The sequence below is a fragment of the Nonomuraea sp. NPDC001684 genome (assembly GCF_053596515.1).
In genome coordinates this window covers 1-9,086 of record NZ_JBSFGJ010000377.1, presented here as the reverse complement: position 1 = coordinate 9,086, position 9,086 = coordinate 1, and the positions used below count along the sequence as shown (strand labels likewise).

The window sequence follows — 9,086 nt, the reverse complement described above, 5'->3', positions numbered from 1 at the left end:
CCGCAAGCGGACCACATGTCCGCTGGGGGATTCTCCCGGTCCGGGAGCTCTCGTTGCTCCCGGCAGACACGTCCTGTGCCGCATTTCGCGGCCGCATCCCCGGAGTTCTCTTTGACCTGGTTATCCAGCACTGCCCTGGTGCGGCGGGCGACGCTCGCCACGCTCGCCGCAGTGGTCTCCTCGCTCGTCGTCCCCGTCCCCGATCCGGCGACGGCCGCCACCGGCCGGACGGCCGGTGAGTACGTGTTCCCGGTCGTCGATCTCGGCGCCGTCGGGACCGGCGCCGTGATCCGCTCCGCCAACAACAAGAGCCAGCTCGTGGGCGCGCGCTGGGTGAAGGACGGTGAGACCAGCCAGCCGAGAGCCACCGTCTGGTCGGAGAAGGACGGCGTCCGCGACCTGCACGCCGCCCTCGGCGTGGACGCGAACGCCAGCACCGCCTACGACGTCAACGACCAGGGCGCGGTGCTCGGCACCTACCACCTGACCGGCGACGGCGAGCAGTCCTACGCCTACATCTACAAGGACGGCACGGTCACCCACCTGGGTCAGCTCAAGGATCCGCAGGCCGTCAACAACAACGGCGAGGCGGTGGGGCTCACCTGGAAGCGGCTGTCCAACGGCCGCGTGGAGAGGTTCGCGAAGTTCAAGGACTACCGCGACGGCGCCTTCAAGATCAACGACCGCGGCTGGGTGGTCGGCAACACCTCCCTGGACCCGAGCGGCTGGGGTCGTCACGCGACGGCCTGGAAGCTGCCGCCCGGCAAGAACCTGGATCTCGGCAAGCACGCCCTGAAGTACCTGGACGGCTCCGACACCTGGGCCTACGACATCAACGAGCGCGGCGAGGCGGCCGGCTTCGGCAAGGACGGCGGCTACGTCCCGCTCATCTGGGACAAGGACGGGCTCGCCCGCAAGCAGAAGACCGCCGCGGGCGGCCAGGTGCTGGCGATCAACAACGCGGCCGTGGGCGCGGGCTGGATGTACTACCAGAAGACCCCCGGCGATCCCGTTCCCGACGAGCACGCGGCGCTGTACGTGGCCGACATGGGAGTCGACCTCAACAACCACGTGCCGGCGGACTTTCCCTTCGTCCTCGATCGGGCCACCGGCGTCAACGAGCTCGGCGAGATCTTCGGTGTGATGCACAGGAAGGGCGCGGCCTCCGACGTCCGCGCGTTCGTGATGAAGACGCCGTTCCTGGAGATCTCCATCGACTCGATGTCGTTCGAGACGAAGCTGTTCTCCTCCGACGACTGGGTCCCGCTACCGGATGACGGGGCGGTCGAGGGCAACTACGTCCGCGTCACGATGAAGCTGACCAACCCCGACGACGAAGCCTGGTTCCGGAAGCTGAAGGTCGTCGAGGACGTGTCCGGCAAGGTGCTGTGGGAGGACGAGTTCGTCCTCGCGGCGGGCGCGACGGTGACCAAACGCGTGGTCTGGAACACCGCCGGCTACGCGTGGCATGCAGGAAAGGCGAACTCCGCGCGCTCGGTGACCGCCGAGTTGTACGTCGACGGCGGTGTCACCCGTTCCACGGAGACGGAGAAGATCAAGGTCAGGCCGTCGCCGGTCGTGCTGGTGCACGGTTTCGCCAGCGACGCGCAGAAGGCGTTCGGCAACGTCGCCGCCATCCTCAAGGACGTGAACCCGGAGCTGGAGCCGTACGTGCTCGGCAGCGCCAGGCTGCGGCCGGATCTGAAGCTCGAGACCGGAGACCCCGGCGACAAGGAGAAGCGCACCAAGACCATCGCCGCCAACGCGGCCGTCCTGGCGGAGTACGTCCAGGAGGTGCGCGAGCGCGAACAGGCGAACACCGTCAACATCATCGCCCATTCCATGGGCGGGAACATCAGCCGTTATTACCTGCATTATCTTGTGCCGTCAGGTAACGGGATAACGCCCGTCCGGAACCTGATCGAGATGGGCACGCCCAACCGCGGAACCCCCTGCGCCGACATGGTCGTGGAGGCGATGGAGGCTGTCAAGGGCAAGATTCCCATGTTCCCCGCGCTCAAGGAGAACTCCGTGGCCTTCATGGACGGGAAGTTCAACCCGAGGGTCACGAGGACGAATCTCGCGCTGATCTCGAACCTCGTGGGCCGGGGAATGCCGTTGCCGTGCGAGAGCGCGAATTTCAAGGGGCCGTACGACAGTGACGGCGTCGTTCCCGACTGGAGCGCGGCGGCGGAGTTCGTCCCCGATCCCGAGGAAATGAAGATCATCCACACCTCCATGACCTCGGCCCCCCGCGTCTACCTCGACTACGTCAGGCCCCGGTTGGCGTCGGTGCTCTCCGGCGCGCCCCTCGACGGCGGATCGGCGCCGGAGAACAAGGGCACGCTCCAGCAGTCCGCATCGGAGACGGCGGCGGCCGGGAACGACGCGGCCCCGGTGTTCGCCGCGCTGTCGGCCACGGTGGAGCCGGGACAGACATCGAGCCTGCCGGTGGACGTTCCGCAGGGGACGGCGTTCGGCGTGGTCGGGCTGCTGCCGGAGACGGTGGGGCTGTCGCTCCGCGATCCCGCGGGGACGGTCAGGGGCTCGTACACGGCGGGAAGTGAGGCGGCCCAGCAGCTCTTCGGCGGGCTGCGGGTGGCCATGCCGCAGACCGGCGTGTGGAAGCTGGAGGTGACCAACACGGCCGCCGAGGCGGTGAAGGTAGACCTGGCCGCCTGGATCGCGGGCAACCCGGTGCAGATCACGCCCGGGGCCGAGACGTCCGAGGACGGCCGCGCGGCCGTGACGGTCACGCTCACCGACGGCGGACAGCCGGTGCCCGGAGCGACGGTGCAGGCGTCGCTGATCGCCGACGACGCCTCCCGGGTCCCGCTGCAACTGGCCGACGACGGCGAGCACGGCGACGGCTCCGCCGGTGACGGCGTGTACGGCGGGCGCAGCGACGTGCTCGCCGACGGCGACTACCACGTCGTCGTCCAGGCCCAGACCCCGAAGGGGTCGCGCAGTGCCAGCGCGGCGATCGAGGTGGCCAAGGAGGACACGCGCGAGTTCGCGTTGACGATGTCGGCCGATCCGGGCGGTTCGGTGTCGGCGTCACCGGCGCAGGACACCTACCGGGCCGGGACGAAGGTGACGCTGACCGCGAAGGCGGAGGCAGGACGCATTCCGCTCGGATGGAACGTGGACGGCCAGGAGCGGCCGGGTGGCGCGCTGACGCTGACGATGGACGTTCCGCACACGGTGGTCGCCCGGTTCGGGTCGTACACGGTGACCGAGATCGGGGACGACGCGCACCCGGCCGTGGCGGTGGCGCTCAACGATCGAGGACAGGTCGCGACCACGGTCACGACGAAGACGGGGCCGGAGCCCACGACCCGCGCCATGCGCTGGCAGGACGGCGCCTTCACCGAGCCGTCCGGCCCGGCGTGCACGGACGACGGCCATGGCAGTTGTGACTCGACGGCGCGCGGCATCAACGAGGCCGGCGACGTGGCCGGGTCGGCGATAGTGGGGACCGGCGGCGGGTACACCGAGCACGCCGTGGTCTACCGAGCCGGCGGCCAGGCGGAGGACCTGCATCCCAAGAACGCTCCCGCCGGGGAGCTGAGCAGGGCCTACGATCTGAACGACCGCAACCAGGTGGTCGGGTTCTCCGGCGGCAAGCCGGCGATCTGGGACCAGGGACCGCCCGTCGCACTGCCCGACGACTTCGAGGCCGACCGCGGCAACGGCGACGTGGGGCCGCGGATCAACGCCCGGGGCGTCGTGAGCGCCACACAGGTGCTCAAACGGGACGTCTTCGGTAATCCGCTGCACTACGTACCGGCGGTGTACCGGGACGGGACGGTCGAGAAGCTGGTCACGACCGATTGCGCGTCACCCGGCGGGTACGCGCTGGACGTCAACGCCTCGGGACAGGCGGCCGGGTGGCTGGACTGCAACGGCAGCTCGAACACCCGACAGCACGCGATGACCTGGAAGGACGGTCAGGGCAGCGACCTGGGCCTGGGCGTGGCCACCGCGGTCAACGACAACGGACTGGTCGTGGGCTACTCCCAGCCGTCGGAGAACGAGCCGGCGGAGCCGGCGTTGTGGCGGGACGGCAAGCGGTACCTGCTGGCCGACCTGCTGCCGCGGCCGCTGTGTCCCTACGACGACGATGAGACGACGGTCCCGTGCATGGGGCTGGTCGGCAACACCGCCACGGGCGCCACGGCGTGGCTCAACGACGTGAACTCCTCGGGCCAGATCGTGGCGCGGGGATACGTCCGCGACCGCTCGACGACCTCGGCCGGGTTCACCCAGTCGCCCCGGTCGTTCCTGCTCACGCCGACCACCGCGCAGGCGGACCTGAAGATCGAGCACACCGTGTCGCCCGCCGAGCCCGGACCGGGCGGGACGGTGACCTGGACGACCACGGTGACCAACGAGGGCCCGGACAACGCGACCGAGGTGCGGGCGGACGTGCTGATCCCGCACGCCGTGGCCGCCGGGGCGACCTGCGACGCCTGGCGGGGCGCCTGCACCGCGATCAAGGACGGGCTCCGCGACACGATCGAGCTGCTCCAGCCCGGCTGGCAGGCGACCTTCGAGGTGACCGCCAGGATCCCGGCCGACCTGCCGGTGGACACCGAGCTGAAGACGCAAGCCTCGGCCTCCAGCCTCACGGTCTCCGATCCCGTCCCGGCCAACGGTGTGGCCTCGACCAGGGCGAAGGTGCTGCCGTTCCTGAGCGGTTCCGGCATCACCTGGACGGAGCCGGTCTCCGTGGGATCGACGAGCAACGCGAGCACGGTGACGCTGACCAACCGGTCGGACACGCCGATGCCGTTGAAGGCGATCGCGGTCGAAGGCGCGTTCGCGCAGACCAACGCCTGCCCGCCGGAGCTGGAGGCGGGAGCCGCCTGCCCGGTCAAGGTGACCTTCACCCCCACCCGGGCGGGCGAGGCGACCGGGAAGCTGACCTTCACCACCGCCGAGAACGCGCCGCCCGCCTTCACGGTGACGCTGAAGGGGACCGGCACGGAGAACACCCCGCCGAAGATCGTGGTGCCGCCGGCCCCGCTGAAGGGCACGGTGGGCAAACCGTTCGCGCTGAAGGTGCGGTTCACCGACCCCGACGCCGGTGACTCCCACACCGCCAGGGTCTCCTGGGGCGGGGAGCCGGTGGACGCGCAGGTGACCGAGGAACCCGGCGGCGGGACGATCACCTCGAGCCGCACCTTCACGGCCGCCACCTCGGGGATGGCCCTGGTGCTGCTGACGGACGACAAGCACCCCACCTCGGTCACCGCGGTGGTCCCGTACGTGATCGAGGAGGCTGGGCCGAACACCGCTCCGCAGGTGGCGGCGGGCCAGGACGCCACGGCGGGCGTGGGCGAGGTGCTGCGTCGCACGGTGACGTTCACCGACCCGGACTCCACGTCCTGGACCGCGACCGCGGACTACGGCGACGGCGCCGGCGCCCAGCCGGTCACGACGACCGGGCAGACGATCACGCTGGAGCACCAGTGGGCCGCCGCCGGCGTCTACCCGGTCACGGTGAAGGTGCACGACGGCGAGCTGGAGGGCAGTGGGACGTTCCGCGTCACGGTCGCCCCCGGCCAGCCGTCGAACAAGGCGCCGGTGGCGACGCTGACCGGCCCCGCCACTGTGGTCCAGGGCGCCACCTGGATCGGGCGGGGCTCGTTCACCGACCCCGACTCCACGAGCTGGACCTTCACCGCCGACTACGGCGACGGGACGGGCCCGCAGCCGCTCACCCTCTCCGCCGGCCAGTTGAAGCTGGAGCACGCCTTCACCGGCAGCGGCGGGTTCACCGTCACCCTGGCGGTGACGGACGACCAGGGCGCCACCGGTACGGCGACGGTGAAGGTGCAGGTCGGCAACGCCGCCCCGGTGGTGACGCTGACCGAGCCCGCGACGGTGGCCAAGGCCGGCGAACCGGTGCTGCTGACCGCCTCGTTCACCGATCAGGGCAAGGGCGACACCCACACCGCGACCTGGAACGTCGGTGACGACCAGGTGGCCGGCGCGCTCGCCGAGAGCTCCGGCAAGGGGACGGTCAGCCTGCCGTACGTGTTCACCGAGCCGGGCGTCTACCCGATCTCGGTGACGGTGACCGACGGCGGCAAGGCCGCGGCCACGGCCGACACCGCCGCAGGACGGAAGGTGTACGTACGGGTCTACGACCGGACCGCCGCCCTGGTCGGCACGGGCACCGTTGCCTCACCGGCCGGGTCCTGCCGGCTGGAGCCCGGCTGCGACCTGGCGGGGCAGGCGTCGTTCGACGTCCTGGCCCGCTACGACGGCAGGAAGGGCGGCCCGAAGGGTGAGCTGCGCTACGCCGCCCCCCGGTTCGAGCTCACCGGCACCTCCTACCAGGTGCTGGTGGCGGCCGACGGCACCGCCACGCTGCGTGGCACGGGCAGGGCCGGGAGGACGAAGGCCGTCTTCGAGCTCACCGCGGTCGACGCCGGGACGGTCCCGGGCCGTGCGGACCAGGTGCGTCTGCGCGCCTGGGACGCCACCGGTGGGCTGCTGTACGACAACCAGCCCACCGGTTCGCCGTCCCCCGCGATGAGCGGGACCCTGCGCGTCAGCGGCTGACACCTTGAAAGAGCCGCCGGGCCCGGGACACGTCCCGGATCCGGCGGCTCAGGTGAACGGTCAGGCCCCTTCGGGGGCGCCGGCCTGCTCACGCAGGTGGGTGAGGGCCAGGGCGGCGAGCTCCTCGATCGTCCTGCGCTGCAGGAAGACCGCCACCGGCAGCGTGACGCCGAGGTCGGCGGCGATGCGGTTGCGGAGCTGGACCGCCATCAGCGAGTCCAGGCCCATCCGGTGCGGGCGCAGCCCGGCGCCGACCTCCTCCAGGGGAAGCTGGACGACGGCGGCGACCTGCGCGCACAGATACGCGGTGACGATCCGCAGGGCCTGCTCGTCGTCCTCGGCGGCGAGCAGGCCGGGCACCGGCCCGGCTCCCTGCTCCTCGGTCACCTGCTCACCCTCGACCAGCTCCCGCAGCGCGGACGCCCCACGCAGGGCGGGGAAGTGGCGGGTCCACGCCACCGGGTCGAACGACATGACCGACGCCTGGACCGGCGGATCGGCGAGCAGGCGGTCGAGGACGGCCAGCCCTTCGGCGGGAGCGAACCCGGCGAATCCCCGCTCGTCCAGCCGGAGATCGTTGGCTGCCTTGGCGACCTGCCCCGTGGCGGCCCACTGCCCCCAGTTGACGCTCAGCGCGGGCAGGCCCGCCGCGTGCCGGTGCCAGGCGAGGCCGTCCTGGTAGCCGTTGGCGGCCGAGTAGTTCCCCTGCCCCGGCGAGCCGATCACCGAGGCCGCGGAGGAGTACAGGAGGAAGAAGTCGAGGGGCAGGTGGCGGGTCAGCTCGTGCAGCTGCCACGACCCCTCGACCTTGGGCGGCATCGGGGCGAAGAACCGCTTCCTGTCCAGCTGGGCCAGGGTGCCGTCGTCCAGGACGACGGCGGAGTTGACGACACCGCGCAGCGGCGGCAGCCGCCGGGCGAGGTCGTCGAGCAGCTCGGCGAGATCCTGCCGGGAGGCGATGTCGGCCACGACGGGATGGACGCGTGCCCCGGCCGCGCGCATGGCCGCCATCCGCTCCTCCGCGTCCGCCGGCGCGCCTGAGCGTCCCACCAGGACGACGTCACGCGCGCCACGCCCGACGAGCCATTCCGCCGTGAGCAGCCCGACCCCGCCGAAACCGCCCGCGATCAGGTACGTCCCGTCCGGCCGCACCGGGACCGGACCGGCCGCGGGCAGCGGACGGCGGCGCAGCCGGCTGGTGTGTCTGCGGCCGGGCCGCAGGGCGATCTCGGTCTCCGGGCCGTCGTTCACCATCTCGGCGACGAGGGCTGCGACCGTGGAGGCGTCGGGAGCGGCGGGCAGATCGACGAGCGAGCAGCGCAGCTCCGGGTGCTCGTAGGGGACCACCCGGCCGAGCCCCCACACGGCGGTCTGCGCCGGGACGACGTCCGTGTCGCCGTCCAGGGCGTGGGCGGCGGTGGTGACCAGCCACAGGCGAGGCGAAGCGCCGGAGTCCGCACCGCCCAGCGCCTGGACGACGGACAGGACGTCGTGGCAGCCCTCCAGGGCAGCCGACCCCCGCACCCGCTCCGAAGGCGGGGCGGGCACGACGACCACGCCGCGGGGAGGCCAGGCCCCCTCCGCCGTCCGCTCCTCGGCCAGCAGCCGCCAGTCCTCCGCCGAGGCGAGGTCGAGCGTGCGGCGGCCGGAGGCGGGCCTGCGGTAACCGGTGCCAGGACGGATCAGGAGCGGCCGGCCGCCCGCCGCCGCCACCCGGGCGCACAGCTCGGCGCCGAGCGGCGAACCGCTCACGACCAGCCAGTGATCGCCTTCGGCCGCGGGCTCGGTCAGGGGCGGCAGCTCCGCCCACTCCATGGCGTGCAGCAGGCGCGCGGCCCGGTGCTCGACGACCTCGGGAAGCTCGCTGACCAGCCGCCTGATCCGGAAACCGTCGACGGAGGCGAGCAGCCGGCCCTCGTCATCGCTGACGCGCACGTCGAACTCCAGCACGTCCGGCTCCGGCCGTTCCACGCGCACGGCGGTGGACCAGAGCCGCGTGCCGGGCTCCGGCCTGGCGTGGACCCGGTAGCGTCGCGTGGCCACCGGCAGGTACGTGTCCTCCGCCGTGTCGTCGCCGAGCAGGGTCATCACCGGCTGCAGGGCGGAGTCCAGGAGCGCCGGGTGGAACAGGTGGGCCCGTTGATCGGCGGCGGTGCCGTCGTCCGCGCGCACCTCGGCGGCCGCGGCCCCCTCCGCCCGACGGAGTGCGGTCACCGACCGGAAGGGCCCGCTCTGCTGGATGCCCCGGCGGCGCAGCGCCGCGTAGTGTTCCGGGACCTCCACCGCCTCCGGATAGCGGGTGAGATCGGGCGGGTCGATCCGGCCGGCCCGATCGCCGGGCGGGCAGGCGCGCAGCGTCGCCGTGCACAAGAGCGCCCATTCGCCGGCGGCCTCCGCGACGTGACAGGTCCAGCGGCGGCGCCCGTCGTCCCCCGCCGGCTCCAGGCGGGACTGAAGCCGTTGCGGCGTCCCCGGGGGCAGGAACAGCGCGCGTTCGAGCCGGAGGTCGGCCA

At 72.2% G+C, this 9,086-nt stretch carries 2 protein-coding genes; one reads left to right on the top strand and one right to left on the bottom strand.

Going from position 1 to position 9,086, the window contains the following annotated elements:
- Positions 1 to 111 precede the first annotated feature (111 nt).
- Positions 112 to 6,573: a PKD domain-containing protein gene (locus tag ACWCSD_RS40300; RefSeq protein ID WP_449922760.1), complete on the top strand. Its 6,462-nt coding sequence runs from the start codon at positions 112 to 114 to the stop codon at positions 6,571 to 6,573.
- Between the two features lie 60 nt (positions 6,574 to 6,633).
- Here ACWCSD_RS40300 and ACWCSD_RS40295 read toward each other — a convergent pair.
- The coding region (locus ACWCSD_RS40295; RefSeq protein WP_449922758.1) for a type I polyketide synthase at positions 6,634 to 9,086 on the bottom strand (2,453 nt) is incomplete at its 5' end.